At 54.6% G+C, this 25,309-nt stretch carries 22 protein-coding genes and 1 tRNA gene; 16 read left to right on the top strand and 7 right to left on the bottom strand.

The features are described 5' to 3' along the window. Positions 1 to 100: 100 nt before the first annotated feature. The 3 genes from petA to AC2FIS_RS10025 are packed head-to-tail and all read left to right on the top strand — an operon-like array spanning position 101 to position 2,835. Entirely contained in the window at positions 101 to 685 is a 585-nt protein-coding gene (gene petA, locus AC2FIS_RS10035; RefSeq protein WP_058279154.1) for a ubiquinol-cytochrome c reductase iron-sulfur subunit, read from the top strand. A 15-nt stretch (positions 686 to 700) separates the two neighbouring features. Further along, positions 701 to 2,032 carry a cytochrome b gene (gene petB, locus AC2FIS_RS10030; RefSeq protein WP_108860628.1) on the top strand — a complete coding sequence of 444 codons (1,332 nt, stop codon included), beginning with the start codon at positions 701 to 703 and terminating at the stop codon, positions 2,030 to 2,032. 17 nt (positions 2,033 to 2,049) lie between these two features. Then, on the top strand, positions 2,050 to 2,835 hold the full coding sequence (locus AC2FIS_RS10025) for a cytochrome c1 (RefSeq protein ID WP_058272709.1): 786 nt from the start codon (positions 2,050 to 2,052) through the stop codon (positions 2,833 to 2,835). Positions 2,836 to 2,926: 91 nt separating this feature from the next. On the opposite strand, the gene mtaB is transcribed toward AC2FIS_RS10025, so the two are convergent. Both mtaB and dapF read right to left on the bottom strand, forming a co-directional pair. Further along, the gene (mtaB, locus tag AC2FIS_RS10020; protein WP_496773173.1) at positions 2,927 to 4,183 is read right to left on the bottom strand and encodes a tRNA (N(6)-L-threonylcarbamoyladenosine(37)-C(2))-methylthiotransferase MtaB; all 1,257 of its coding nucleotides are present in this window, start codon (positions 4,181 to 4,183) and stop codon (positions 2,927 to 2,929) included. After that, a complete protein-coding gene (gene dapF / locus AC2FIS_RS10015) occupies positions 4,180 to 5,022 on the bottom strand; it encodes a diaminopimelate epimerase (protein ID WP_496773172.1) in 843 nt (280 codons plus the stop codon). Before dapF ends, mtaB begins: the two co-directional genes overlap by 4 nt. Positions 5,023 to 5,233: 211 nt before the next feature. Here dapF and AC2FIS_RS10010 point away from each other — a divergent pair. Next, positions 5,234 to 5,309, top strand: a tRNA-Lys gene (locus tag AC2FIS_RS10010). A gap of 33 nt (positions 5,310 to 5,342) precedes the next feature. Here AC2FIS_RS10010 and AC2FIS_RS10005 read toward each other — a convergent pair. Next, the gene (locus AC2FIS_RS10005; RefSeq protein ID WP_496773171.1) at positions 5,343 to 6,512 is read right to left on the bottom strand and encodes a glycosyltransferase family protein; all 1,170 of its coding nucleotides are present in this window, start codon (positions 6,510 to 6,512) and stop codon (positions 5,343 to 5,345) included. Between the two features lie 319 nt (positions 6,513 to 6,831). On the opposite strand from AC2FIS_RS10005, the gene rfbC reads away from it, so the two are divergent. From rfbC to AC2FIS_RS09990, 3 genes are read left to right on the top strand one after another with little or no spacing between them, the layout of a single operon-like run. Then, positions 6,832 to 7,362 (top strand): dTDP-4-dehydrorhamnose 3,5-epimerase, encoded by a 531-nt coding sequence (gene rfbC, locus AC2FIS_RS10000; RefSeq protein ID WP_496773170.1) that lies wholly within the window; start codon positions 6,832 to 6,834, stop codon positions 7,360 to 7,362. Between the two features lie 35 nt (positions 7,363 to 7,397). Further along, positions 7,398 to 8,336: an NAD-dependent epimerase/dehydratase family protein gene (locus AC2FIS_RS09995; RefSeq protein WP_496773169.1), complete on the top strand. Its 939-nt coding sequence runs from the start codon at positions 7,398 to 7,400 to the stop codon at positions 8,334 to 8,336. Between the two features lies 1 nt (position 8,337). Then, positions 8,338 to 9,660 carry a protoporphyrinogen/coproporphyrinogen oxidase gene (locus AC2FIS_RS09990; RefSeq protein WP_496773167.1) on the top strand — a complete coding sequence of 441 codons (1,323 nt, stop codon included), beginning with the start codon at positions 8,338 to 8,340 and terminating at the stop codon, positions 9,658 to 9,660. A 15-nt stretch (positions 9,661 to 9,675) separates the two neighbouring features. Here AC2FIS_RS09990 and AC2FIS_RS09985 read toward each other — a convergent pair whose 3' ends face one another. The 3 genes from AC2FIS_RS09985 to AC2FIS_RS09975 all read right to left on the bottom strand — a co-directional run bounded on the left by AC2FIS_RS09985 (position 9,676) and on the right by AC2FIS_RS09975 (position 12,998). Next, entirely contained in the window at positions 9,676 to 10,686 is a 1,011-nt protein-coding gene (locus AC2FIS_RS09985) for an NAD-dependent epimerase/dehydratase family protein (protein ID WP_496773166.1), read from the bottom strand. Continuing rightward, complete coding sequence (gene rfbF / locus AC2FIS_RS09980) at positions 10,613 to 11,527, bottom strand: glucose-1-phosphate cytidylyltransferase (RefSeq protein WP_496773164.1); 915 nt, start codon at positions 11,525 to 11,527, stop codon at positions 10,613 to 10,615. Before rfbF ends, AC2FIS_RS09985 begins: the two co-directional genes overlap by 74 nt. A gap of 190 nt (positions 11,528 to 11,717) precedes the next feature. After that, positions 11,718 to 12,998 carry an O-antigen ligase family protein gene (locus tag AC2FIS_RS09975; RefSeq protein WP_496773163.1) on the bottom strand — a complete coding sequence of 427 codons (1,281 nt, stop codon included), beginning with the start codon at positions 12,996 to 12,998 and terminating at the stop codon, positions 11,718 to 11,720. Between the two features lie 391 nt (positions 12,999 to 13,389). On the opposite strand from AC2FIS_RS09975, the gene AC2FIS_RS09970 reads away from it, so the two are divergent. The 5 genes from AC2FIS_RS09970 to AC2FIS_RS09950 all read left to right on the top strand — a co-directional run bounded on the left by AC2FIS_RS09970 (position 13,390) and on the right by AC2FIS_RS09950 (position 18,736). Next, positions 13,390 to 14,811, top strand: a complete 1,422-nt coding sequence (locus AC2FIS_RS09970) for an oligosaccharide flippase family protein (RefSeq protein WP_496773162.1) — start codon at positions 13,390 to 13,392, stop codon at positions 14,809 to 14,811. 262 nt (positions 14,812 to 15,073) lie between these two features. After that, complete coding sequence (locus tag AC2FIS_RS09965) at positions 15,074 to 15,337, top strand: hypothetical protein (RefSeq protein WP_496773161.1); 264 nt, start codon at positions 15,074 to 15,076, stop codon at positions 15,335 to 15,337. Between the two features lie 376 nt (positions 15,338 to 15,713). Further along, the gene (locus AC2FIS_RS09960; protein WP_496773159.1) at positions 15,714 to 16,418 is read left to right on the top strand and encodes a sugar transferase; all 705 of its coding nucleotides are present in this window, start codon (positions 15,714 to 15,716) and stop codon (positions 16,416 to 16,418) included. A gap of 36 nt (positions 16,419 to 16,454) precedes the next feature. Continuing rightward, complete coding sequence (locus tag AC2FIS_RS09955) at positions 16,455 to 17,738, top strand: polysaccharide biosynthesis/export family protein (protein ID WP_496773157.1); 1,284 nt, start codon at positions 16,455 to 16,457, stop codon at positions 17,736 to 17,738. Between the two features lie 86 nt (positions 17,739 to 17,824). Beyond that, the gene (locus AC2FIS_RS09950) at positions 17,825 to 18,736 is read left to right on the top strand and encodes a sulfotransferase family protein (protein ID WP_496773155.1); all 912 of its coding nucleotides are present in this window, start codon (positions 17,825 to 17,827) and stop codon (positions 18,734 to 18,736) included. 85 nt (positions 18,737 to 18,821) lie between these two features. Here AC2FIS_RS09950 and AC2FIS_RS09945 read toward each other — a convergent pair whose 3' ends face one another. Then, positions 18,822 to 21,056, bottom strand: coding sequence for an exopolysaccharide transport family protein (locus AC2FIS_RS09945; protein WP_496773153.1), 2,235 nt, complete (start codon positions 21,054 to 21,056; stop codon positions 18,822 to 18,824). A 318-nt stretch (positions 21,057 to 21,374) separates the two neighbouring features. Between AC2FIS_RS09945 and AC2FIS_RS09940 the strand changes: the two genes are divergently transcribed. The 4 genes from AC2FIS_RS09940 (at position 21,375) to AC2FIS_RS09925 (ending at position 25,306) form a co-directional block, all read left to right on the top strand. Beyond that, complete coding sequence (locus AC2FIS_RS09940; protein WP_496773152.1) at positions 21,375 to 22,127, top strand: WecB/TagA/CpsF family glycosyltransferase; 753 nt, start codon at positions 21,375 to 21,377, stop codon at positions 22,125 to 22,127. Positions 22,128 to 22,448: 321 nt separating this feature from the next. Further along, a complete protein-coding gene (locus tag AC2FIS_RS09935) occupies positions 22,449 to 23,420 on the top strand; it encodes a sulfotransferase family protein (protein WP_496773151.1) in 972 nt (323 codons plus the stop codon). After that, complete coding sequence (locus AC2FIS_RS09930) at positions 23,410 to 24,375, top strand: glycosyltransferase family 2 protein (protein WP_496773149.1); 966 nt, start codon at positions 23,410 to 23,412, stop codon at positions 24,373 to 24,375. Before AC2FIS_RS09935 ends, AC2FIS_RS09930 begins: the two co-directional genes overlap by 11 nt. A 1-nt stretch (position 24,376) precedes the next feature. Next, on the top strand, positions 24,377 to 25,306 hold the full coding sequence (locus AC2FIS_RS09925) for a glycosyltransferase family 2 protein (RefSeq protein ID WP_496773148.1): 930 nt from the start codon (positions 24,377 to 24,379) through the stop codon (positions 25,304 to 25,306). Positions 25,307 to 25,309 lie beyond the last annotated feature (3 nt).

Below are 25,309 nucleotides of genomic sequence, written 5' to 3'. Positions count from 1 at the left end.
ATTTCTCCCGGCTAGATAGCCGCGATGAGACGCCGCTTTGATGCGGTGCTGATGCATGTTTGCCCGGCTGACCCCGGGCGCCGGAATCGGAGAAAACCTCGTGTCCCACGCAGAAGACCACGAAGGCACCCGCAGAGATTTCCTCTACTACGTCGCAGGCGGCGCAGGTGTCGTCGCGACGGGTGCAGCCGTATGGCCCCTGATCAATCAAATGAACCCATCGGCAGACGTTCAGGCGCTGTCCTCGATCCGCGTGGATGTGAGCGGCGTTGAACCCGGTACGCAGTTGACCGTGAAATGGCTGGGTAAACCTGTGTTTGTCCGCCACCGCACCGGTGCCGAAATTCAAGAAGCGCAGGAACAGGACGCCGAAGGCGTTGATGCACTGCCTGATCCGCTGGCCCGCAACTTCAACCTGAACGCGGATGCTCCGGCAACCGACGCCAACCGCGTGATGCCGTCGCCCGAGGGCGAAGCGCCGGGCGCGTGGATTGTTCAGATGGGCGTATGCACGCACCTTGGCTGTGTGCCGCTGGGCGATGCTGGCGACTTTGGCGGCTGGTTCTGCCCCTGCCACGGATCGCACTACGATCTGGCCGGACGTATCCGCAAGGGTCCCGCACCTGAAAACCTGCCCGTTCCGCCCGCTGAGTGGACCGACGCCAGCACCATCAAACTCGGCTAAGGGAGACCCAAACTTATGTCCGGAATTCCCCACGATCATTACGAGCCGAAGACAAACGGCGAGAAGTGGCTGAACAGCCGCTTGCCCATCGTCGGCCTGATTTACGACACCATCATGATCCCCACCCCAAAGAACCTGAACTGGTGGTGGATCTGGGGCATCGTCCTGGCGTTCTGCCTGGCGTTGCAAATCGTCACCGGTATCGTTCTGGTGATGCACTACACCCCGCATGTCGATCTGGCCTTCGCCAGCATCGAGCACATCATGCGTAACGTGAATGGCGGCTATATGCTGCGCTACATTCACATGAACGGCGCGTCGCTGTTCTTTGTTGCGGTCTACATCCACATCTTCCGTGGCCTGTTCTACGGCTCGTACAAAGCCCCGCGTGAGATCACGTGGATCATCGGTATGCTTATCTATCTAATGATGATGGGCACCGCGTTCATGGGCTACGTTCTGCCCTGGGGTCAGATGTCCTTCTGGGGTGCGACCGTTATCACCGGCCTGTTTGGCGCGATCCCGTTTGTGGGTGACGCAATTCAGACCTGGCTGCTGGGCGGACCCGCGGTGGACAATGCCACGCTGAACCGCTTCTTCTCGCTGCACTATCTGCTGCCGTTTGTCATTGCGGCGCTGGTCATCGTGCATATCTGGGCCTTCCACACCACCGGCAACAACAACCCCACAGGTGTTGAAGTTCGCCGCACGTCGAAAGCCGATGCCGAGAAAGACACCCTGCCATTCTGGCCGTACTTCGTGATCAAGGACCTGTTCGCACTGGCCGTGATCCTGGTCGTGTTCTGGGCCATCGTCGGCTACATGCCGAACTATCTGGGCCACCCGGACAACTACATCGAAGCCAACCCGCTGGTCACGCCTGCACACATCGTGCCCGAATGGTACTTCCTGCCATTCTACGCGATCTTGCGCGCCTTCACCGGTGAAGTTTGGGTTGTACAATTCGCCAGCTTCATCACCGGTGGCATCGTCGACGCCAAGTTCTTTGGTGTGATTGCGATGTTCGGTGCGATCCTGGCAATGGCGCTGGCGCCTTGGCTGGACACGTCGACCGTGCGTTCGGGTAAATACCGCCCAATGTTCAAATGGTGGTTCTACCTGCTGATCATCGACTTCTTTGCCCTGATGTGGCTGGGTGCGATGCCCGCGGAAGAGCCCTATGCGACCTTCTCGCTGATCGCATCCGCCTACTGGTTCGCCTATTTCTTCGTGATCCTGCCGATCCTGGGTGTCATCGAAAAACCGCTGCCGCAGCCAGAAACCATCGAAGAAGACTTCAACGCGCATTATGGCAAGGCTGACGCCGACGCCACGCCGGCCGAGTAAGAAGAGGGACCGGAAACATGTTCAAGAAACTTGCAATCGGTGCCGCGTTTGCTTTGGCCCTTACCCCTGCTGCGTCCTTCGCAGCAGGTGGGGGCGAGCAGCACATCGAAGACTTCCACTTCTCGTTTGAGGGCCCCTTTGGCACTTGGGATCAAAACCAGCTGCAGCGTGGCCTTCAGATCTATACCGAGGTCTGCGCAGCCTGCCACGGCCTGCGCTATGTGCCTCTGCGTGATCTCGAAGCGCTGGGGTATTCGGAAGAAGAAGTCATTGCCTATTCGGCAGAAAACTTCGAAGTGTTCGATCCGGAGCTGGACGATTTCCGTCCGGCAATCCCGACCGACCACTTCCCGGTTAATGACGGTGTTGGCGCACCGGACCTGAGCCTGATGGCCAAGGCCCGCGCGGGGTTCCACGGGCCTTATGGTCTGGGGATCAACCAGTTCTTCAAAGGCATGGGTGGTGCAGAATACATCGCCTCGCTGCTGGACGGCTATACTGGTGAAGAAAAAGAAGAAGCAGGCACCATCCTGTATGAGAACAAAGCCTTCCCCGGAGGCTGGATCTCGATGGCGCCCCCGCTGTCCGAAGATCAGGTTGAATTCGCCGATGGCCACCCGGCCACTGTCGAAGCCTTGTCCGAAGACATCGCTGCCTTCCTGATGTGGACGGCCGAGCCGAAGATGATGGAGCGCAAATACTCGGGCTTTGTCGGCGTGCTGTTCCTGTCGCTGTTGTCGGTGCTTCTGTACCTTGTGAACAAGCGCCTGTGGGCGGGTGTCAAAGGCAAGAAACGAGACTGAGTTTCACAGTCCCGAAATGTTTGAACCCCCGCGCCACCGGCTGCGGGGGTTTTTTTGTAGCAATCGGGTAGGGAGCCAGATGAAGGCCGGATCAGGCTTGTAGCTGCGTGCCGGTGACGCTTGTGATTGTTGCCTTCACGATTTGCCCTTCGGGCTGTGGTGCCTCAAAAGCGACCTCGGTGAATTGTTCGGTGCGGCCCATATGCGGGTTTTCCATCAGGATGTGATGGGTTTTGCCGATTTGGGCCTGCAGATGCTGTGTGACCTGCACCTCGCCTGCCGCGCGCAGTCGGGCGGCGCGATCTTTGATCACATTACCATTGATCTGCTGCGGAATGCGGGCGGCTGGCGTGCCGTCACGTTTGGAATAAGGGAACACGTGCAACCAAGTCAGATCGCAATCTGTCACCAGCTTAAGCGAGTTTTCGAAATGATCATCCGTTTCAGTCGGGAAGCCAGCGATGATATCGGCGCCAAAGGTCATCTCGGGGCGCAGCTTGCGGGCTTCTTCGGTGAACCGGATGGCGTCATCGCGCAGATGGCGGCGTTTCATCCGTTTCAGGATCAGGTCGTCGCCATGTTGCAGGGACAGGTGCAGATGCGGCATCAGGCGCGGTTCGGTCGCGATGGCCTGCATCAGGTTCTCATCCACTTCGATCGAGTCGATGGAACTGATCCGCAGGCGCGGCAGATCGGGCACCAGCTTTAGGATCCGCATGACCAGATCGCCCAGCTTGGGCTGCGCAGGCAGGTCGGCGCCCCATGAGGTCAGGTCAACGCCGGTCAGTACGACTTCGTTATAGCCCCGATCCACCAACCGCTTGATTTGATCCACAACAACGCCGGCAGGGACGCTGCGCGAGTTCCCACGGCCATAGGGGATAATGCAGAAAGTGCAGCGATGGTCACAGCCGTTCTGGACCTGAACATACGCGCGTGAGCGGGTGCCAAAACCGTCGATCAGGTGGCCTGCGGTTTCGGTAACGGACATGATGTCGTCGACCTGCACGGCCTCGGTCTGGCCGATAAAGTCCGCCGCCATGCCTTTCCAGGTCTCGGGCTGCATTTTCTCGGTATTGCCAATGACCGCGTCGACCTCATCCATTCGGGCAAAGGTGTCAGGCTCGGTCTGGGCCGCGCAGCCAGTCACAATCAGCCGCGCGTCAGGGTTTTCCCGCCGCAGCTTGCGAATCTCTTGCCGGGCTTTGCGCACCGCTTCCGCCGTGACAGCGCAGGTGTTCACGATCACCGCGTCGGTGAGCCCGGCCTGCGCCGACAGCTCTTTCATCGCCTCGGTCTCATAGGCGTTCAGGCGGCAGCCCAGGGTGGTGAACTTCGGCGCGCTCATTCCAGTGATTCCAGAAATTCAGGTGTCAACGTGCCCGAGAAGACGTGGCGGGTTGGTCCGGTCATCCAGACGCCATCGTCGCGCCAGTCGATCCAGATCGTCCCGCCATCCAGTTCAATTTGCACTTTGCGCCCGGTCAGGCCGCGACGCGCAGCAGCAACGGCTGTGGCGCATGAGGATGATCCCGAAGCCAGGGTGATGCCCACGCCACGCTCCCACACGCGCATGCGGATGTGGTCCGGTCCAATGATTTGTGCCACTTGGACATTCGTACGCTCAGGATAGAGTGGATGGTGCTCGTAACGCGAACCGAACTCGGTCAGAGGGATAGCCTCGGCATCATCAACAAAAAAGGTGCAATGCGGATTGCCCATCCCGGTGGCCGTCGGCGCTCCCTCGATGGGCAGTTCCAGCGTGTCGACCTCCTCAGACAACGGAACCTCGTTCCAGTTCAGTTGGGGGTGCCCCATATTGACCGAGGTCAGGTCGTCTCCGGCGTCCTTGGCGTAAAGAGTGCCGCGTTCGGTCGTCAGTGTCAGGTCGGATCTATCCGATTCCTGCATCAGGAAGCGGGCGATGCAACGGGTGGCATTTCCACATGCTGCCGAGGTAGATCCATCTGAATTGTAGAACACCAGATGCGCATCCGACCTGCCGTTTTCGATTACGGCAAGCTGATCGAAACCTACGCCGAATTGACGATGCCCGATTCCCCGCGCAAGTGCCGGGCTAATCCGCGTCGCAGACGCGCGCGCGTCCACAACGACAAAGTCATTGCCCAGCCCGTGCATCTTCATGAAGGGCAAACCAGTGTTCTGTAATCCTTGCATGGCGCGCATATAACCCTGCGCCTGAAAGGAATCCACCCTGCGACGCAGATTCCTTTAAAAAGGGGGTTGACCCCCCAGCGCCACCTGCCTAATTAGGCCGCCTATCGGGTCGCCGGAAACACTGATTACTTTGGCGATACGAGGTGCAAATAAGGTCTTGAACCCGGTTGGGAAAATGACCTAAAGAGCGCCACGGATCGACAAGATCCAACAAAAGAGTGGGCCGTTAGCTCAGTTGGTAGAGCAACTGACTTTTAATCAGTGGGTCGCAGGTTCGAATCCTGCACGGCTCACCACTTTTTTATAATCAAAGTATGAGCCAATCCGCGTCAGCGCTTTGCTGACTGATTTGCCGATGCCAACTGAGGTCGGCTGTGCAAGGTTAGCCGATCAGCCATGTCTAACAGGTGCTGGCGGCGCTGAGTCATACCTTCGGTTTCGGGTATCTGCAGATGCTCCAAAAGCTGGGCCCACCGATGCACCCAGTCATGCTTGTGCAGGGCGGCGGCGAGGTTGATGTGGCGCATCCGATCCAGTTTGGCCGGGTCGTCCAGCAGCTTTACGATCTGATCAACCGCTTCGTCCGGGTCTTCCGGCAGTCTGACAACTGATTCAGGCCAGTCAAAATACTGATGATAGTCCTCGGTATCCGGTGCATACCCGATCTGAACGGCCCCGCCTGCAATGCCTTCGACATGCCGGGGGCCCCAGGCAACATTACCGCGCTTTTGGTCCGCGTGACCGATCTTGGCGATATCGACCATGAAAAGCTTTGTGTGCTGGACCAGATTGGCCAGCAGATCGCGGTGAACGACGTGATCCGCAGCAATCGGTGGTTTGGTTGCGGAATCGTACAAATAGAACCCCGCGCGGTCCTTGATGACTTTCAACAGCCTTTCATGAATCTCGGGACGCCGCCGGCCCATGCAATAGACATCGATTGGACGATCCGCGGCTAGGGAATCTGGCGTGAACCGAACCATGTCCGCGGCACCCGGAAGGTGAATGACTGGCTTTCCGGTAATCCGGCGTAACGCATCGCAGGTTTCGGCAAAGGCGCAGCCGATGAGGTCAAAATCGGCAAGTGTCCGGACCAGCGGCATATGGCGTTCCAGTTCCTGGGTCCAAACCTCTTCAAGAACACAGATGGCAACACCGCAGCGCTCGCGCCAATTGGGTAATGCGTCAAGCACCAAAAGTTCCTGGGGCTTTTGAACGTCGCAAAAGAAGATGTCATAGTCCCGATCAAGGTGCGTTTTTGGGACCCCGGACGGCCAATATCTGAACAGATCCGTCCGTTTGGAAAGCCAGCGTTTTGGATTGTATGGCAATCGCGGTTCCCTGGTGCGACGCGGCGCGATGATCTCGGCGGTTTCGATGTCGGCGATCACGTCTTCGAACTCGAACCCGGAACAGCGGGACACATTGTCGTTCAGGTTGCGCTGGGAAAAGATCAAAAGCTCTCGGGTCGCTGATATGGGCGCGGCTGGACGGGTCAAAGCTTAATCCTTCAAAAGAAATTAAATACAGACATATTACACACCCCGAGAGGCACCGTTTCAAAGAAATTCTTGCCAGAAGCCCGTCAGGGATGCGGTTTGGCCCGCTGGATCAGTAAGTTTTCCGTACGCGGCCAACGCTAGCTTTGGTGCGGGTTAAAAACTATGGAAAACACATCGCGTGTCTGGTTAAGTTTTCATGTCAGGCGCTATCTTTAGGATCCTTGCGAAGCGGTGAATTCGCCCGGACATCTTTGCCAGATTTCAAGGCAGCCGACTGGCGTATTGTTTGCGTGCTGTTGAAAAAGGCGGGAGTTTAATGATTTTTATTGAAACCCCTTTAAAGGGTGCATTTGTTGTCGACCTGAAGGAAATTTCGGACGACCGTGGATTTTTTGCCCGTGCTTTTTGCGCGAATGAGTTCGAACAACACGGTCTGAAACCAGCCGTCGCTCAGGTAAACCTATCATTTAATGAGAAAAAAGGGACGATCCGCGGGCTTCACTATCAACAGGCCCCGGCGACTGAGGCCAAGTTCATGCGGTGTATTACCGGCGCGATTTATGATGTGATTGTGGACCTGCGACCGGACAGCCCGACCTTTCAGCAGCATTTTGGGATTGAGCTTTCGGTCCAGAACAGACGCGCGCTGTATGTGCCCGAGATGTTCGCACATGGCTATCTTGCGCTGACCGACGGAGCACAGGCTTTCTATTCGGCCAGCGAATTTTATACGCCGGGCGTCGAACAGGGGATTCGATACGATGACCCAGCTCTGGATATACAATGGCCAATACCTGTTACAATTGTTTCCGAAAAAGACGCCAGTTGGCCTTTGATTAACGCCTGATTCCTGAACAGATTCTCAGAACGGTAGACAGCAGCATGACGAGTTCGAAGATGGATACACCCAAAGTGCTGGTGACAGGGGCCGCTGGCTTCATCGGTCGCGCCTGTGTTCAACAGCTTGCAAGCGCCGGTCATTCGGTGATCGCCACCTACCGCAGTGATCCGCATCCCGAGGTCGACGGCGATGTGTGTTGGGTCCGGGTCGATATGACGGATGCAGCTGCAGTTGCTGCGGTCTTGCAGAACCATCAACCCAGCCATCTGTTGGCGCTGGCCTGGTACATGGGGCCGGGCAACCAGCAGGCTTTGGACAACTTCCGTTGGATGCAGCATTCGATCGACCTTTTGTTCGCCTTTGCCGAAGCTGGTGGTCAACGCGTGACCTTCTGCGGGTCGTGCATGGAGTATGACTGGAGCCAGCCCGTAAAGCTGTGCGAAGACTCCACGCCCCTTGATCCGGCGACCGAGTATGGGGCCGCAAAGGCAGGGCTGTCTGTTGCATTTGGTCGGATGTGTAATGCGTTGGGCCTGTCTGGCGTCTGGGCGCGACCTTTCTTTCTGTACGGACCGGGCGAGAACCCCAAGCGCCTCGCTGCAGATGTTATCTTGTCCTTGCTGGAGGGGCGCGAGGCCTTGTGCTCCCATGGGCGGCAGAAAAGGGACTTTCTGCATGTTGACGACGTGGCCAGCGCGATGGTTGGTTTGCTGAACAGCGATCTCGAAGGACCGTTCAACATTGGCAGCGGCACAGCTATTCCGCTTGCTGACTTGATTGCCGAAATTGCCCGTCAGATCGGCGCAGAAGAATTGGTTCGCCTGGGCGCCCGCGAGGCGCGGGCAGGGGATCCGCCTTTGGTTGAGGCTGACACGACGCGCCTGCGCGAAATGTTAGGCTGGTCCCCGAAATTCACATTGGAAACCGGAGTAGCGGATACCATCGCTTGGTGGCGCCGCGAAATTGCGAAAGAAAATTGATATGAGCAACGAAAACATAGTTATTCTTGGGTCCGGCATGGCTGGTCTGGGTGCAGCCCACCAATTACATGGTCAGGGCATCCCGTCGCGAATGTACGACAAGAACGCTTTCGCCGGCGGTCACACCGCCACATTCATCCACGACAGCGGTTTCATCTTTGACGATGGCCCGCATATCTCGTTCTCAAAAGACCCGCGCATTCAGGATCTGTTTGCTGAAAACGTCGGCGGCGAATACGAAAAGCTGCAGGCCTATGTGAACAACTATTACCACGGGGCGTGGGTCAAACACCCCGCGCAGGCCAATTTGCATAACCTGCCAGACGAGTTGAAAACGCAGTGCATTCTGGACTTTATCGAAGCGTCGAAAAAGGAAGTCGTCGAGAAACCAGCCAATTATCTGGAATGGCTGATCTCGGTCTTCGGAGAGACCTTCGCCACACATTTCCCAGCCGTGTACGGCAAAAAGTATCACACCGTTGACGCAGATCAGATGAGTACGGTCTGGATGGGCCCGCGGCTGTATCGCCCGTCCATGGACGAGGTGATCCGCGGTGCGATTTTCGCGGAAACGCCTGACGTGCACTATATCACCGATTTCCGATACCCGACCGAGGGCGGCTTTATTTCGTATCTGAAGCCCTTCATGGAGAAGTCAGAGTTGCATCTGGATCACAAGGTGGTCGCTATCGACCCCGTTGCAAAGACAGTGCAATTCGAAAACGGCGTGACCGAGCAGTACGGTCAGCTGATTTCGTCCATTCCGCTGCCTGACCTGATCCCGATGGTCAAAGGCGCGCCACAACATGTTCTGGACGCCGCCGCAAAGTTGGCCTGCACCACATGTGTCACCGTTAACCTGGGGCTTGCGCGGGATGACTTCACGCCAGCGACATGGACCTACATCTATGACGAAGACATCGTGTTCACGCGTCTCAGCTTTCCGCACAAAATGTCGACCAAGACCTGCCCGCCGGGATGCGGCTCTATTCAGGCGGAATGCTACTATTCGCATAAATACAGACCGCTGGATGTGAAGCCCGAGGATCTGATCCAACCGGTCATCGATGATTTGGTTAAGATCGGCCTGATCGAAAAGGACGAAAAGATCCTGCACACCGATGCGCGTCTGATCACCCACGCCAACATTATTTTCGACCTCGACCGGGAAGAGGCGTTGCCGATTGTGCACAAATGGTTGGATGAAGCTGGGATCACCTATGTCGGCCGGTTTGGCGAATGGGGATACCAGTGGACGGATGAGGCGTTCAAATCCGGCGAACGGGGTGCCCGGACCGTTATGGAAACGCTCCAGGCCGTGTAATTTAGCGCGTTCCGATCACGATGCGATCGGCTCGGTTCTGCGAAAGTCCTGATCCAGTTGGTCTTCCTGCAACAGGGCCTCCAGCTGGGCCAGTCGCTTGTATTTCCGGCCCTCGAAATCTTCGACTTTCAGATCGCAGGCTTTGACTGCGTCGTACAGCTGCTGCGCGCCACGAGCCGCATCCCATTTGGGTTCAAATCCCGGAATGCATGTTTCGATCTTGGCCGAGCTAACGCGATACGACCGGTTGTCCGGTCCGGCATCGGCGGCATAGTCGATCTGCGCGCCGGGTACCGTATCTGCCACGATCTCGGCCAGATCCCTGATCTGATAGTTGTTTTCGGTCCGGCAAACGTTGAACGCTTCGCCCGAGATCACCTTTGGATCAGCCTCAAGCGTGGCAAGGAAAGCGCGGGCCATATCCTCGACATGAATGATGGGCCGCCACGGGGTGCCATCGGACATCATCAGAATGCGGCCTGACGTGTAGGCATGCGCGATCAGGTTGTTCAGCACGATATCAAATCGCATGCGCGGGCTTGCCCCATAGGCGGTGGCAAAGCGCAGGAAGGTCGGGGTGAACGTCTCATCCGCCAATGGTTTCAGATCTCGTTCGGCCAACACCTTGGACACGCCGTAGTCAGTCTGAGGGTTAAGCTGGCCACTCTCGTCGACAAAATCCTCTCCTGCGCGGCCATAGTTCGAACAGGACGAGGCGAAGACAAAGCGTGTCACGCCCGCCGCCTTTGCCTTTGTGGCCACATGGATCGTGCCTTCGTGGTTGATCTGCTGTGTCAGACCGGGGCGCAATTGACCCAGAGGGTCGTTTGATAGAGCCGCCAGATGCACCACAGCGTCGAAGCCATTCAGATCCTCGACAGTCAGATCGCGGATGTCTTTGCCCAGGTTGGGAATCTGCGGAACGTCACCGCCGGGCGCGAAATCAGCCCGATCAAAGAGATTTATATCGCACCCAGTCACCTGGATTCCCGCCTCGGCCAAGACCGGGGCGGTGACCGTCCCCACGTAGCCGAGATGACCCGTTAACAGGACCTTCTGAATGTTCCCATGTTGCCCACGGTCGGTTGCCATTTTTCCACATCTCCTCAAGCCGGCGTTTGTCCGCCAGGTGATCCATACAATACCAGAATCCGGGATGGCGGTATGCCATCAGCTCACCCATCTCCATCAGCTTGGGCAGCGGTCCTTCTTCCCACATGATCTCGTCGCCATTGACGCTGGCGACGGCATCGAACACTTCGGGTTCCAGTACGAAGAACCCGCCATTGATCCAGTCAGCCGCAGTTTCCGGCTTTTCCATGAACCCTTCGACGAGCCCGTCCTCGCGCACCTGTAGGTGGCCGAAGGTGGTCAGTGGCCGGACCATGGTGATGGTCGCCAGTTTCCCATGGGATCGATGAAACGCCAGCAAGGCGTCCAGATCGACATTCGACACCCCGTCGCCGTACGTCAGCATGAAGGTCTCGTCGCCCAGATAGGGCTGAAGTCTGGCAAGGCGCCCACCTGTCATGGTGTCCATGCCAGTGTCGATCAGATCCACGGTCCAGGGCGGTGTTTCGACGTCGCCGGAGCCGTTGAAATAGTCCGGTTCACCGAACAGTTCCCGTTTGTCGAAATCGATGCGCAGGTTGCCTTCGTATTGGCACAGATTGGAAATATACCGTTTGATCAGGTCGCCCATATACCCAAGCGCCAGCACGAATTCGTGGTGACCGTAGGTCGAATAATGCTGCATGATATGCCACAGGATCGGTCGGTTGGCGATTTCGACCAAAGGTTTGGGGCGTACACGGGTTTCCTCGATGAGGCGAGACCCCTTGCCGCCGGCAAATATTACTGTCTTCAATTGCGCCTCCTCAGAGGAATGGACGATCGGAAAAAGACTCAAAGTACGAATGCTCAAAGTGCACACCACCCGGGCAGCAACTGTCAATTGGTCTGCCCGTTCTGTATCAGCTGAATATCGCTGTTTTTTGAAACAATGCGGCTATCAAAGTGGAAATTGGGGGCTTTGGGGAAACTTTATTCCTTGCACTTCAACCAACTGATCCGCCTCTCATTCTGGCGCTGCGACGCAAGGCCTTGGCGACGAGACTGATTTTGGTTCCGTAGGCCACAAAGAACATCCAGCTGTCGCTCAGCCTGCTCAGAATAGAACTTTCCGTGATGTTCGAGAAAAAATAGAGCATCCCCAAGACGAAAACAAAAACGAACGCGTCCCTCTGCGGGATGAAGCGCATACAATAAAACACCGAGAAAAACAGGCGAAAAAACGCACAAAACAAGAGGATTACCCCGATAAATCCAACATTCAGGAACGTCTCGAGCAGGCCGTTGTGCGAATAGTGGGGCGGGTATTCCAGCTTCATTGCATAGTAGAGAGCGTAGGTTCCTTCCTCATACCAATGGGCCGCATAACCGTAGCCGATCCAGAACCGTTCGGTGACATAGGGCCAGACCAGTTCCCATGTTGGGATTCGGTCCGACAGAGTTGGCTTACGCCCGATCAGCCCAAATATTGGCTCGGCAATGGGGGACGCAAGAATGAACGTCACCACACCAACCATAAAGGCAGAAGACAAAATGTAGGTAATTGCCCAAATTGTTTCCCTTTTCGGCATTATTTGACTGGCGAGCATCGCGAACATCGAAAGTATTGCCACGATCTGCGAGGTGCGCGACTGGGACATCACTAAAAGGAACAGGGAAAGAACAAATCCCGCAACAAAGAGCGCCTTTAGTCGCCCATTAAATTGCCATGACGCATAATAGCACGACACCAGGCCCAGCGCGGCGGCCAGACCAAAGCCGTTTTTATGCACATAAATGCCATTCCAAACATTGTCCCATGGGGGTATTCCGCGGGCTTGGGGCAAGGCAATAATTGCCCCCAGTGACAGGACCATCGTTGCGGCGAAAAAGATCGAGATAAACAACAACAGGCCTCGAAGTGACATCATGCTGCCCAGCGCCAAAGCAAAGGCAGACGTCACGACCAGAGGGATGCAGCGTTGAATCGTGTAGTTTGGGTAGTCGCTCCAAGCGATTGATAAGACAGCAAACAATACCATCAATGAAATCTCGGGTGAGGCAAGTATCCCACGAATGAAATGCTTGAAGTACAAGAGCGTAATCGCCAAGAGCGGAACAAGAAGCAAGATCTCCACCTTCTTGGCCAGTGGATGCTGCCATAAGACGATCGAGATAAAGTCGGTGCCGATCATCAACATGACCACTAACGCCACCGCCAGAACCAGGTGGTGAAACAAAAGTCCTGCGGACTGCTGCGACGGAATGTTTACATTGGCAAGCGTCATGAATGTGTCTGCATGGCCACGCGCTCAACTTTCGAGCAGGGCACTAACTGTTAAACAAAAAAACCTACGTAAGATCGAAAGACTGACCGAAATTGAAGTGCCAAGCCTATCTGAGCCACATTAGCATGATACCCGTCAATCCGCTTGTGTGAAGCATTGTTTCCAAACAAACGGCACCCTCTGAATCGACAATGAAGGGTGTCTATGTCTAAAAAGACATCACGCCAGACCAGATTGTGGGTCTTTAAAGTAAGAGAATTGTTACGCCGCAAAGCACCAGGCCTAAGCGGGCGGTTCGCGGTTTTTTGGTTCAAATGGTTTTTCGCCCGTGTCGGGCGGTTGGGTGAGAGTTTATGAATTTTCGGCAGCCAACAACGGCAAATGACCTCCCATGACGTGGTATTTTGCCCCCAGAATGCTGTCGGCATTAATTGCAATCGCGATCCTGATTGTCCTGACGCGTGTGTTGGGTCCGGCGGATTTCGGGCGGTATAATCTGACGCTTCTTCTGGGAAACCTATTATTTTCGTTCACGTTTCACTGGCTTGCCATCGCCATCGGCAGGTTTCATCATTCTAAAGAGTTCGAAGGCAAGACAATCGCTTCCGTGCTTGGTACGTCGGTCGCATTGGCGTTTGCGCTGTTGATAGTTGCCAGCCTCGTTCCCTTGATCGTGCCAGGGTCCTGGATCGACAGCCTGTTTTTTGCAGCTGTCTATTGCGTAAGTCACGCGATGCACGAACTGGGAACGGCCTGTCTGCGTCAATACAACGAAGGGCCCAAATACGCAGCGGTCACGCTGTTGCGGCATGTGCTGGGTGTAGCGCTTGCTGTCGCATTTGTTTTGAACGGGGGCGGCTATCAAAGCGCCTTGGTTGGTATGTCACTGGGGGCCGCGTTGCCTGGCGCCTATGCCTTGATGATCGCTCTTCGAAGGTCAGGCATCGAAGTTCCTAAATACGTGGCGCTGAAAGCTTACTTTCTGTTTGGGTTTCCAGTCGCGGTGGTCTCGTCGACCGCAACCTTCTTTGCGATGTCGACGCAATCGCTGTTGGCGGTTTTTGCCGGCATGGAATTTGCGGGGTATTTTGCGGCCGCCCAGTCGCTTGCTTCGCGGACGTTGAGGTTGCCGATGGATACTTTGGCGCGCGTTGTGGGACCTTCTGTGTTTGAAGAACTGGAAGTACGCGGTACGACCTCGTCGAACGCGGTGCTCGTACGGTACTTTTCGTTCTTGATGCTGATTGCTGTGCCAATCGTGGTCGCACTGATTTGCGCCGCAGATGTTTTTGCCAATTTGATGTTTGAACCCGCATTTGCATCAGAAACGCAGGGATACTTGCGGGTTTTGGCCCTAGCGTCTTTGGTTTTTGGCCTGCAAGGCGCGTATTTGAGCTTTTCATTCTCTCGTTCTAAGAAAACCGGGCTACAGCTCGGCATCACAATTTGTTCATTGGTTTTGCACGTCGTGCTCTCATTTGTTTTCATTTACCTGTTTGGAGCGTCGGGAGCTTCCCTGGCGTTTTTGGCAAGCGGCGTGCTTGGGTTTATCGCCTACTATTACTTCGGAAGAAAAATTGATCCGATAGCCATTCCAATCGACGAAGTGATCAAGGCTTTGGTCGGTGCGGCGGCTTTTGCGCCTTTTGGTATGTGGGCCGATGCGCTGACCGATGTTCCTGCGCAATTCGGGGTGTTGACGCTGGGTGCATTGGTCATGTTTGCAGTCCTGGTCGGTGTACGACAGACAGCTGCTGTGGCGGTGTTCCGGAAGGCCACCCGGTGGTTTGCCCTCAGCGGATTTTCTTCATAGGCAACCGCATTAGCGTGCAGCAGCAGGGCGCATTGGCTTCCACGGCTGGTCTGGATGCAGGTCCTAGCGGTTCTCTGCCGATCGGTCGCCACGAGCGTTTTCAAGCCCAAAAATCCATAACTGTCTGAGGCTTGGACGGGATCATGGGACCTGCCCAAATACTCGTTTTGAATTCAAAACACATATTTGAAGATGGTTGTCTTTTTGCGAAGGGCACAGCCCTTGAATGCCTGCCCCAAAATGTACACATTCCGATCTTACAATGGGCAGACGCAGAATCGTCACAGAAAACCGAAAGCAAGAGCTAAGAACAATGGTGGTCGTGTATTTACTGTCGGGTCCCCTGATCTCCGCACTGTGTTTTGTGGGATTTCTGCTGCGTGGCAATGCCTTGGGCGAAGCACTGATCTCTAGTATCCTGATCGGTTGCCTGGCACCTGTTCTGATCGCTTGTTTGCACGTCGCAATGAACAGCAAATTGCGCCTGAAAATCATAAACAAGCTACCAGTAAAATCCCGCAACTGAGGGTTTCACGCACCATAAGATGCGTGACTATGGTTGGTCCGGTCGTTTGACTGGTATCACGCTTCTGTGGAAGTAATTCATTACACGGGCAATGGGCATGCGCGCCGCTGTTCGTAACAAATATGTTGTCACTTAAGGCTATAAGTGCGATATTTTTCTAGGTTAAGAACACTTGGCATTTTTCATAGGTGAGTCGGGCCAAATTTCTCGGGTAAACGCAATTATAAGCGTCCGGTCCCTAATCTATCGAGTGAATAGTAGTTGAACATTGCCTTAGTTTGCCATTGTGGCAGGCAATTGTCGGATGTGAGTGTCGCGCGCGGTTGGTACCCGGGCGCAGTTATTATTGTGTGGTGTGTTAGTTTTGGGGGTTATTATGAACCAAATTCGAGGTTCTTTTGAGTTAGAAGACACCAATATTTACCAACCAAGTCAAAGCTCTTCAAAGAATAACAACGATTATTTCAATCTGAGAAGTTTTTATGCTGTCAAAGGCAAGCGCCTACTGGACGTGGTCTTGGTTTTGATTGGTGCACCGTTTGTTTTGCCTCTAATGTTTGCAATTGCGGTTTTGATCAAGTTGGACGGTGGATCGGTCATATTCCGGCAACGACGTGTCGGGTTAGGTGGACGCGAGTTCGATTTCCTGAAGTTTCGTTCGATGATTCCTGATGCGGATTGCTTCCTTGAGAAACATTTAAGCAAGAATCCTGCTGCGGCAGCTGAATGGGAAACAAAGCAAAAGTTGGACAAGGACCCACGTGTTACAAAACTTGGGCGTTTTATCAGAACGACCTCATTGGACGAGTTGCCGCAACTTTGGAACGTGCTTGCTGGAGACATGAGCCTGGTCGGTCCGCGGCCGATGATGCCCGAACAGAAGGCGCTTTATCCCGGTCACGATTACAACCTGATGAAGCCGGGAATAACGGGGCTGTGGCAAGTGTCTAAGAGGAACGAGGTCGAATTCTCGCATCGTGCGATTTATGACAGCGACTATGCGCGCAGCATCGGGTTCTGGGTCGACCTCAAAATTCTTTATCGGACCATCGGGGCCGTGTGTAACGGCACCGGTCGGTGAAATGGTAGGATCATGGAAACCAGATCGAGTTGCAGTGTGACCTTTACATCGACCGTTTACAAACTGATCCGGCGGACCGTCGGGATTTGGGCTTTCGCAGTCGCGCTGTTTCTGGGCGTGGGGCCGTCAGCCGCAGATTTCGACCTGGAACCGGGTGATGAAGTGCGCGTCTCTTTGACAGGCTTGGATGATTTGTCTTTCGACGCGACGATTGACGTGCACGGGGACATCAATCTGAATTGGCTGGGGCACTTCAAAGCGCAAGGGCTTTCATCTGAGGAGTTGGAGCAGCTGGTTCGGCAGGACGCCGCCGGAAAGATCGTCAAGCAATACGACCTTCAGGGGGAAATCTATATTATCCAGCTGGATGGCGACGAGATTGAAATCGCACGCACCGGCTATCGCCCGATCGTATTGGGCGGGGACGTGGCGCGTACGGGACTGATTGATTATCGCCCGGCCATTACGGCGCGTGAAGCGGTTGCGCTGGCGGGTGGCGTAAGAAGCCAGCTGCTGACAGAAGATGTGACCATCGATCCCATTCAGTTGGTACGCTATCAAACAACTTATGGTCAGGCTGCCGTCCAACACGCGCAAGCTGTTGTTGAGGTCTGGCGCGCGTCAACCGAATTGGCGGACAACATGAACCTTGCCCCGCCCAAACCCGAGGACGTCACCATTTCAGCAAAGGTTTTGCAAGAAATACTGGCTGAACAGATCAAGATCCGAACCATCAACCGCGACAACGAAGCGGGAGAGCGTACTTATTTCGAGAATGCAAAGACGCAGGCTGCGGCAAGGATCAGAATTCTGGAGCAGCAAAAGTCCGAGCTAGCCAAAGCGCTGGCTGCTGATGAAGAAGAAGAAGCAAGAGTTGTAAGTCTTGTGGATAAGGGATTGGCGCCGGGCTCACGGCTTGCCGACACGCGGCGTACCACTGTTCTTTCGGCCACGCGTCTTCTTGACGTTGAAGAAGACTTGGCAGCAACCGGGCTTATCCTGACCCGCCTTCGCCGCGATCAGGAGCAATATGAGCAAGAACGCTCACTGCGGTTGCTGCAGGAGCGCCGGACCGCAAATCTTGCCATTCGGGATGCCGCTGTTCGCATGGACACCATTTCAAAGTACCTGGCAGGCGCTTCGAATGAGATTGGTACCGAGTCGCTGATTTCAGATATCGATTATACCGTGACGATTTTTCGGGTGGTTGATGGAAAACTTCAGACGCTGGCGGCCGACAAACTGACGGAACTTTTGCCCGGTGATAGCCTGGAAGTATCCGTTCAGGAAATCATGACAGACGTTGCGCTGACCGAGTAATTGTACCTAGGGGAACTCGCCCGGAGTTTGGTTTTCCGAGGCCAATCGGATTGCCGATGTGAAGTTAAGTTTGGCAGGCGCAGGACATGAAGCGTATTCGAAAATTGATCCCTTACTCAGCAGTGCGCTTTGCATCGATTATGGGGTCGTGCCGAAAACGAAGCGGAAGACCGATATTCGTTGTCTCAATGCCGCGCAGCGGTTCAAGTTGGATCGGCAGCCTGTTGGGATTGGGTCCAAATACACAGTACCTCAGGGAGCCTTTCACACGAACATACGTGACACAGCACCCGAGCGAATCCTTGGTGGAGTTTGACATTGCGGCACCGCCAGATGTCTATCTTGATGTAAAACGGCGTATTCAGGCGGGTTCTGCGGCCTTCAGGCCCAGTGTGCTGGCTCACCTGTCTCAATGGCCGCCTTTTTCCCATGGCCCGGCCAGAATGGTCATCAAAGAAGTGAACCCCCATGCATGTGGGTGGTTTTTGCAAGAGTATGAGCCTGTATTGATTTTCCTGACGCGGCATCCGGCGGACATCGCGCTGAGTTTTCGGGAGCAAGGGTGGTGGGATACCAGTGGCGACCAATTGCGACGCTGGGAAGAGTTTGGGCAGCGGGTCGCACGTTGTTGGCGCGTTGCAGTCGATCAGGCTGAAGGCTGCGACCAGTTCCTACATGTAAAATACGAGGATCTGTGCCTGGATACAGAAGGGGTCTTGGAAACCATCTATGGGTTCTGCGGGCGCGAAATCAGACCAAGTGTTCGGTCATCCGTACAGGAGTTGTCTTCGGCATCTGCCCATGACTTCGACGACCCATATGATATTCATAGAAACAGCCGAAAACAGGTTGATAAATGGCGTGGTAAGCTGACCGATGAGGAAGTTGCGGCTTTGCGTACCGGATTTACCAGCGTCGAATTGCCCGACGCCTATTGTTATCAGTTTGATCGACGGTACACGGCGCTGAAAGACAAAAAGGATTTCGTGGCTGGTTGATCGGGGCCTCGGTTGGACATGCGTCTGGGCGTATCAGGTTTGATAAACGGAAAATTTGTGCGCCCTGATCAGCCGGGGCGCAGCCTCACCTCAATATCGGGTCTGCATAGTGTTTGACGTGTTTCATGTCGACGCGCGTTGCGACCAGAGCGGCAGGTCGAACGCCTGCGTTTTCCAGCTCGCGCATGGCTTGTAGAACCGAGTTTCTGTCCGTGCTGTTCCACCGTGCAAACAGAATGACCCGTTGTGAGATCTGAGACAAGTAAGCCGATTCCACGGATTTGAGAAGCGGCGGCGTATCCAACAAAATGACTTCGTATGAGTCCGAGAGGGAATACAGAAGGTTCAGGAACGCCGGGGAGCAAAAGAAATCTTCCACCGCCTTGGTCCGCGCTTCATCTTCCCGATCACCGATCAGAGGTAAAATATCCAAGCCATCTTGTGGTGTTCCGACAATGAAGTCTTGCATGGCCCGGGGGTCATTTACCGCCTTTTTAAGGGAATCGACCGTAAGCTGGGACAATTCCCGGTATGTCGACGTGACGGTGTCGCAATCAATAACTAGGGTCCGATACCCAGCCTGAGCGCAGCCCGAGCCGATCAAAAGCAGGGAGGAAGTCTTTCCTTCATCCGGTAGAGCAGAGGCACCCGAAAAGATGATGCAAGCTTCGTCTGCAAAGCGTTGTCCGGATTTCCCATCCAAATTTTTCGCAAAAAATTCAACAGCTTGCGGAAAGGTCGGAGAAGCGTCGTTTCGCAGGGTTCGCAAGCCGATATCACTACTGGCCAGAAGCTTCCTGCCGAAATGAGACAGCTGGGGATCGAACTTTCCGTCATTCGTAAAGAAGGTTTCGAATGGCGGTTCATTTTTGATTTCGGGTACAATTGCAGTCAGCTTTGTGCCGGTAATGCTTTCATATTCAAACGTGGTTCTGAGGCGATTTTGAACCAGCTCTCTCAGAACGGTCCAGGCCATACCGGCGAAGAACACAAAGAATAAAGCAACGATCGCAACCTGTGAACGTTTTGGGTTTGAATGATCAACGGACACCCGGGCTGTTTCGATGATATGCGCGCCTGCATCCAAGTAATTGCCCTGCTCTGTCCGGCGGCCCAACTGCGACACAAAATCCCGGTAAATCTCTTCAGCGACCAGAATTTCGTTTTCGATCCTCTTGGTGATCGAGTCATGTTGAACCTGTTGAACCTGTTGTTCCCGCAACGTATCGATGCGTAGGCTTAAAGCGGCAAATTGCCCGTTCAGAACTTCGATTTTCTGCTCTGAAGCTGCCTCTGCAGCATCAAGTGTTTCAAGGTCATTTTGCAGATCTGCCTGTTCAGACGAACCTTCCGGCAATACCCCCAATTGCCTTGCAAGGGTGACAGCCTCCTGATCCTTTCCGGCGTCTCTGAGGATCTGGATCGCAGCCAGGTCATCTTCGATAACGACCAACTCATTTAACACGAGCTTTGATCGTTTTTCCGCTTTGATCCGCTGCGCTTTGATCGTCGCATACTCGTCAGGCGAATAAGGGGTCTCGATCGAATGCGACTCGAGATCCGAACTCAGCTTGTTCAGGTCTTCGCGAATTTGCCCAATACGTGTCGCCAGCCACTCCTGAGATTGAAGAAGGTCGTCCCGCTTCATCTTCGTCAGAACTGACAGATACTCGGACGCGAGACTGTTCGCGACATTTGCCGCCTTGTGCGCAGATTTGGCCGTCACTTCTATTTGATAGACGGCCGACGTTTCACCGATTTGTTCGACGCTACTGGATTTCAATAGGTTTTCGATGGTTGTTTCGCGAAGCAGCTCGTCTTCGGATTGTGCGCCGTCCCCTGCCGGACCGGTGTCTTCTCCTACACCAACAAGGCTTAGCGCACCTTTGATGGCGCTGCGCAACAACGCAACCGGCGACAGGGAAAAGCCGGTTTCTTCCCCGGAAAACTCAGGGTCGGAGGTCAGGTCTAAACGATCAACGACATTTTCGACCAAGTCAGTCGAGCGCAAAAGCTCAAGTTCACTTTCCAAAGACGTCAGTGACAGCGGAAGCCCCGAGACCTGGGGGGTGAACTCGGTTTCCGTCTGAACGCGAGTTTCAATCATCACCTTCGCACTGGAGGTGTATTTCTTGTCAGCAGCATAGGTAAGAAGATAGGCTAGAACTGCACCGCCGAAGCTGAAAAGAACAATCCAAAGAAAAGAACGTCTGATAGCCCAGGCGACGTTTGACAGTACCCTAAGTTCCGGGTCGCCGGTTGACGGTGCGCCTAACCCGGAGAGTTCTACATCCAAGCCTCTGCGGTATTGATCGGTCATAACAAATAAACACTCGAAAAAAGGACTATTGCGAACATAGGCCCTGGACGGCTTTTTCAACAGAGAAAACTGCAATAGACAGCAACAATGTGCTAGGATTAAGGTGATTGGTTTAAGTTTTGGGGCTTATACGGCCCTAAACGCGTGGTTCGGAGTAAATTTGGCCTAAGACTGAGTTTTTGGATTTACCCTTAAATTAAGAATCGCTGCGCTTGGTAATTGTTGTTTGTACCCAGTCTTTTTGCTGGGAGGTTTGTGGGATCAATAGGGATGAATAAGACAGTTGATATGCGATTACCGCACATACTTGTCGGAGGAATGCCCGTCGCCCTTGCAAGCGACGAACAGCTTAATGCCGCGATGCTGGAAGATGTCGAACGTCGCAAAAGCGGAAATTTACATCGCGCGGTAACGGTCTTTGATTCCAATGCGCATGCCATCTCTTCTTATGCCAGTGATGAACGTTTTGCGAAGGTGATCAACTCGGCAGATATCGTCCACGCTGACGGTCAAATCGTCGTTTGGGCCTCGAAGATATCCCACAATGGGCCGGGGATCCCCGAACGTACGGCAACAACCGACTTCATCCATACGGCGGCAAAAGTCGCACAAGAGCACGGGTTGAGTTTCTATCTGCTTGGTGGCGTGGAAGACATCAATCGGCACTGTGCTGAAAAGCTGACTGAACTGTATCCTGGGTTGAAAATTGCAGGCCGGCGGAACGGCTATTTCAGCGATGCGGAAGAAGACGATATTGTCGCCGACATCAATGCCAGCGGTGCCGATATTCTTTGGGTTGGTCTCGGCAAGCCAAAAGAGCAATATTTTTCAGCTCGGGTTGCGTCAAAACTTGAACATTGCGCCTGGGTCGTGACCTGCGGGGGGTGTTTTCATTACATCGTCGGGGACTATCCGCGCGCGCCTCTTTGGATGCAGAATTTTGGGTTAGAGTGGGTTCATCGCATCGCAACGGGCCCAAGGTACTTATTCACAAGGTATTTGGTGACTGTGCCACATGCATTGAGCATCGTTTTGAAAAAAGATGTGTCGCGACTGTTTGCGCGCCGCTGAACGCTGGTGTCTGTTTTCAATGGTGCTTTGTGTAGACTGAAAGGTGTCACGTCACGGGCTTAAAGGGTATTTTTCGTGTTTGTTGCTGATTTTATTAGACGTGTTTTGATCGAAACTCCGGCGGAATGGTTCCGGGACATTCTGTTGTGCGCGTATGCTCGGCAAGAGTGTCACGCGACATATGTACCGATATTGGCCAAGCCGTTCAGTGACCGGGCTCTCAATAAGGTGGGCGTTGTTCGGAATGAATGGTGCGGGCACCACAGATCGACGATGCGAAATGCCCGTGGCTCTTCCATCACCAAGAGGGGTGGATGACGCATGAGTGTTTCAAATACGGTCCAGTTGGCCGGAGACCTGCGCATCAATCAAGTTGTCCGAATCACTAAGCGTGTACTTGGCGCTCGGTTTCTGAACGACGAAGACTTCATGCCCTCTATCTCGCCGGACCAGGGGCGGCATCTGGCAGACCTTGCACGTCGCGCCCGGGGCGACATAAACACGCCCATCCTGATACTGGGCGTTATGCCAAGATCGGGTACAAATTTTGTTCGCGACCTTGTGGCAAAACATCCCGACGTCGCGGCTGATCCCGGCAGACTTTACGAGTTCCCCCTGTTGCACGCGGCGGGGGATGCCGCTGCATTTACCCGCGACTTCTTACGATATTTTCCAAGAAACGAAGAGGTCATGGGAAAGTATGACGTTCTGGCCATGCTGGCCGGGGCGTGGTTTCGTGAGTTGCAGGCGCAAGATGACACGAAACACATTTTGCTGAAATGCCCGCACGTTCAAGATCTGTCTCTTGCACGCCATATTTTTCCCGACGCAAAAATCATTCTGTGCCTGCGGGACGGGCGCGACGTCGTGGAATCCTCTCTCAAGACATTCTCGCGGTTTTCCCTGACCAGTAAGAATTTTCGCCAGTTGGCTGATGAATGGCGCCTTGGCACCGAGGCGATCATGACCTTTGACAACGCCGGAGAAAATGCAAACGCGGACACGATGATCGTCAGATATGAGGACGTCGTAGCGGATACGCATGGAAATGTGCGCAAGGTGCTTTCCCATGTTGGATTGGTCGAAGATCGTTTTCCATGGGATGAGATCGACAAGATGCCGGTCCGCGGTTCATCGCGATCGAAAGTGTCGAATGATGATCGTTGGAAACCCGAGGCAAAATCAGCGGATTTCAATCCGGTAAAGCGCTGGGCGTCCTGGTCGGACGCAAAAAAAGCGCGGTTTGACAGGCTGGCCGGAAGCGCGCTGGAGCTGGCTGGTTATGAACGCTGACCTGCAAAAACACTACAAACCGCATGTCGCAATCTGCGTTGCCACGTATCTGCGGCCTCAGGGGCTTCGCTCATTGATCGAAAGTCTCGACGCGCAAAAACTTGAGGGTAAGACCGTGCGCGTCACATTGGTAATTGTTGATAACGCGCCGGACGCAACCGCCAAGGATACCTTGGGTGACATACAGAATTTGACGAAATGGCCGGTTCTCTATGTCGTCGAACATGTGCGCGGCATTGTGTCCGCGCGCAATCGGGCTTTGGCCGAAGCACCGCAAGACGCGGATTACATCGCATTTCTGGACGACGACGAATCCGTGTCTGAGCATTGGTTGGAACGGATGCTGGAAGCAGTAATGCTTCCAGATACTGTCGCCGTTCAGGGGCCGGTTGAGCCAAAATACCGGCAGGACCCACCTGCTTGGGTCGACACGCTCAATCTGTTCCGTATGGGGCCTTATGAGCAGGGCGCGCGCCTGAATTCGGCTGCCACCAACAATTCGATGGTCGATGCGAGTGTTGTCCGCAAGCTTGGGATCAGATTCGATCCGCGTTTCAACATCACCGGCGGTGAAGACGAGGAATTTTTCACAAGGCTGCGCCAAGCGGGCGGCACAATCCGTGCGTCGTCGGACGCCTTGGTCTGGGACGATGTTCCCGAAAACCGGACTTCAATGCGCTGGCTTGCGCGTCGTTGGTTTCGCAAGGGCAACACGTTGGGCCGCATTGCACTGATCCATCGCCGCGGGATCGTGATGCGCGCCATCAAGGGGTTTGGCGCAATAGGTTGGGGCTGCCTGACCTGTGTCTGTTTGGGTTTTGGGTCAAGCGCAAGGTGGCATCGCGGTGTGTTGGAGGTATTTCGGGGGTTCGGGATGCTAGCGGCCCTATTGCGGTTCGATTTCGCCGAGTACAGCACGTCGGCCGTGCAGGTTGACCGGGTCGGAGGGCGATGAAATGGAGCGGAAATCTGCGCCCGAATTCTCAATCATCATCCCGGCTCGAAATATGGAGCGGTTCATCGAGGAAACGCTGGAAAGTGTCCGCAAACAATACATGTCGGACTTTGAAGTTCTGTGTATTGATGACGGTTCGACAGATGGTACTCGGGACATTCTTGATAGGTTTGCCGGAACCGATGATCGCTTTCTGCCGGTTTCAGGGCCAGCCAAAGGGGTCAGCGCCGCCAGGAACCTTGGGTTGCAAATGGCGAAGGGAAATTTGCTTTTGTTTCTTGATGCCGACGATGTTTTGCATCCTCAGGCATTGGACAGGTTCCGTGCGGCCCTGACCGATCCGCAGGTCGTGGGTGCAGTGGCCGGTGTGCAGCGCATCAACATGGAAGGTGAAGAACTGCGGGGGGCAGATAACCGTCTCCTTGTCCCGCAGCAGGATCAACTGGCGGCACTGCTGCGAAAGAACTTCATCGTAAACGGCGGTGCGCTTGCCCTTCGTACCGATATTGCGCGGCAGTCCGGAGGATTGGACGAAGAACTTAATAATGGTGAGGACTGGGAATTTTGGTGCCGTGTTGCGCTGATCGGCCCGTTTGCGGTGGTCGATGGACCTGCGCTTTTACTCTATCGACAGGTCGCCAGCGGCGCCAATTTCATGACCCGCGGTCCGGTTTTTTCCCGCCGCGTTCCATGCATCGACAAAGTCGCCGAAAATCCAGCGATGCAAAAAGAGTTTGGATCGCGCTTGCGGCGTCTACTGCGGGCCAGGCAAATTGATGTCTTCTGGACCGGGGTCAGAAATCAATACCAGTATGGGCGCAAACCCGCCGCGCTCTTTGAAGGGCTGTGCGGAATGCTTATGTATCCAGACAGCCTGTTTCGCCCTAAATTGATCTGGCGGTTCGTTCGCAGCCTGGATCGAAGAGTTTAAGTT

Source organism: Ruegeria sp. CDSB113, assembly GCF_059611045.1.
This window is presented reverse-complemented; position numbering and strand designations above follow the sequence as displayed.

Bases quoted from the DNA above. Each gene is read 5' to 3' on its own strand.
- mtaB (WP_496773173.1), bottom strand. From the start codon at position 4,183: ATGAGCGCGCCGAAGTTCACCACCCTGGGCTGCCGCCTGAACGCCTAT.
- dapF (WP_496773172.1), bottom strand. From the start codon at position 5,022: ATGCGCGCCATGCAAGGATTACAGAACACTGGTTTGCCCTTCATGAAG.
- AC2FIS_RS09960 (WP_496773159.1), top strand. From the start codon at position 15,714: ATGAACCAAATTCGAGGTTCTTTTGAGTTAGAAGACACCAATATTTAC.
- AC2FIS_RS09965 (WP_496773161.1), top strand. From the start codon at position 15,074: ATGGGCAGACGCAGAATCGTCACAGAAAACCGAAAGCAAGAGCTAAGA.
- AC2FIS_RS09945 (WP_496773153.1), bottom strand. From the start codon at position 21,056: ATGACCGATCAATACCGCAGAGGCTTGGATGTAGAACTCTCCGGGTTA.
- AC2FIS_RS09950 (WP_496773155.1), top strand. From the start codon at position 17,825: ATGAAGCGTATTCGAAAATTGATCCCTTACTCAGCAGTGCGCTTTGCA.
- AC2FIS_RS09930 (WP_496773149.1), top strand. From the start codon at position 23,410: ATGAACGCTGACCTGCAAAAACACTACAAACCGCATGTCGCAATCTGC.
- AC2FIS_RS09990 (WP_496773167.1), top strand. From the start codon at position 8,338: ATGAGCAACGAAAACATAGTTATTCTTGGGTCCGGCATGGCTGGTCTG.
- AC2FIS_RS09975 (WP_496773163.1), bottom strand. From the start codon at position 12,998: ATGACGCTTGCCAATGTAAACATTCCGTCGCAGCAGTCCGCAGGACTT.
- AC2FIS_RS09995 (WP_496773169.1), top strand. From the start codon at position 7,398: ATGACGAGTTCGAAGATGGATACACCCAAAGTGCTGGTGACAGGGGCC.
- AC2FIS_RS10025 (WP_058272709.1), top strand. From the start codon at position 2,050: ATGTTCAAGAAACTTGCAATCGGTGCCGCGTTTGCTTTGGCCCTTACC.
- AC2FIS_RS09970 (WP_496773162.1), top strand. From the start codon at position 13,390: ATGACGTGGTATTTTGCCCCCAGAATGCTGTCGGCATTAATTGCAATC.
- petB (WP_108860628.1), top strand. From the start codon at position 701: ATGTCCGGAATTCCCCACGATCATTACGAGCCGAAGACAAACGGCGAG.
- AC2FIS_RS09935 (WP_496773151.1), top strand. From the start codon at position 22,449: ATGAGTGTTTCAAATACGGTCCAGTTGGCCGGAGACCTGCGCATCAAT.
- rfbC (WP_496773170.1), top strand. From the start codon at position 6,832: ATGATTTTTATTGAAACCCCTTTAAAGGGTGCATTTGTTGTCGACCTG.
- AC2FIS_RS09925 (WP_496773148.1), top strand. From the start codon at position 24,377: ATGGAGCGGAAATCTGCGCCCGAATTCTCAATCATCATCCCGGCTCGA.
- AC2FIS_RS09940 (WP_496773152.1), top strand. From the start codon at position 21,375: ATGCCCGTCGCCCTTGCAAGCGACGAACAGCTTAATGCCGCGATGCTG.